This is a genomic window from Vibrio sp. 811 (assembly GCF_033339195.1).
This window is the reverse complement of the sequence record NZ_JAWOUB010000668.1, coordinates 1-588: the sequence shown is the minus strand read 5'-3', so window position 1 is coordinate 588 and position 588 is coordinate 1. Positions and strand designations below refer to the sequence as shown.

Annotated in this window: 1 protein-coding gene and 1 pseudogene; both read left to right on the top strand. The window is 50.0% G+C overall.

Going from position 1 to position 588, the window contains the following annotated elements; genetic code table 11:
• Window positions 1–257 (top strand): annotated as a pseudogene (locus tag R7Q46_RS28735) (hypothetical protein); the annotation flags it as partial.
• Window positions 257–588, top strand: a 332-nt coding sequence (locus R7Q46_RS28730; RefSeq protein ID WP_318078516.1) for a DTW domain-containing protein, incomplete at its 3' end; no start/stop codon positions are given. The pseudogene R7Q46_RS28735 and the gene R7Q46_RS28730, both read left to right, overlap by 1 nt.

Here is a 588-nt window from a genome sequence, read left to right as displayed (position 1 = left end):
AATGGCGCTTCAATAGTCGAATTACACTGGTAAGAAGCCCAATAATGCTCGGCCAACAAACGTCGCACGGTTGGCGCGACCTGATTTTCGATGTTAGTGGCGGTGGCGCAACACCAGCAAAACATGTCATGCAGTACACTGGCGTAAGCTACCCTCTGAACCCGAGCATGGCACCAACAGCCACACCAGAACAAATCAGTGGTGTTCGTCTGTTCTCGGATGGTATTAGCCCAGTGCGTGAAGGGGTTCGACTGTAATGTCACAACCGTGTCCCCATTGCGGTTTTCTGTTCAACTGTATTTGCTCGCTGGTGCCTAAACTCACCAGCAAGCACGACATACTGCTATTGATGCACCCAAATGAGCTTACTCGTGACACCAATACGGGCCAGCTATTACAGCATTGCCAACTCAACGTCGAGCAAGCAATCTGGGATCGCAAACAACCACCAGCAGAGTTGCTCACTCGCTTGGCTAATCCATCACTGTACCCAGTGATTCTATTCCCAAGCGAAGAAAGCATCACACTCGAACATGTGGAAATGCAAAGCCAGCAACAAGCCAAAATGCCGCTGTACGTTGTTTTGGA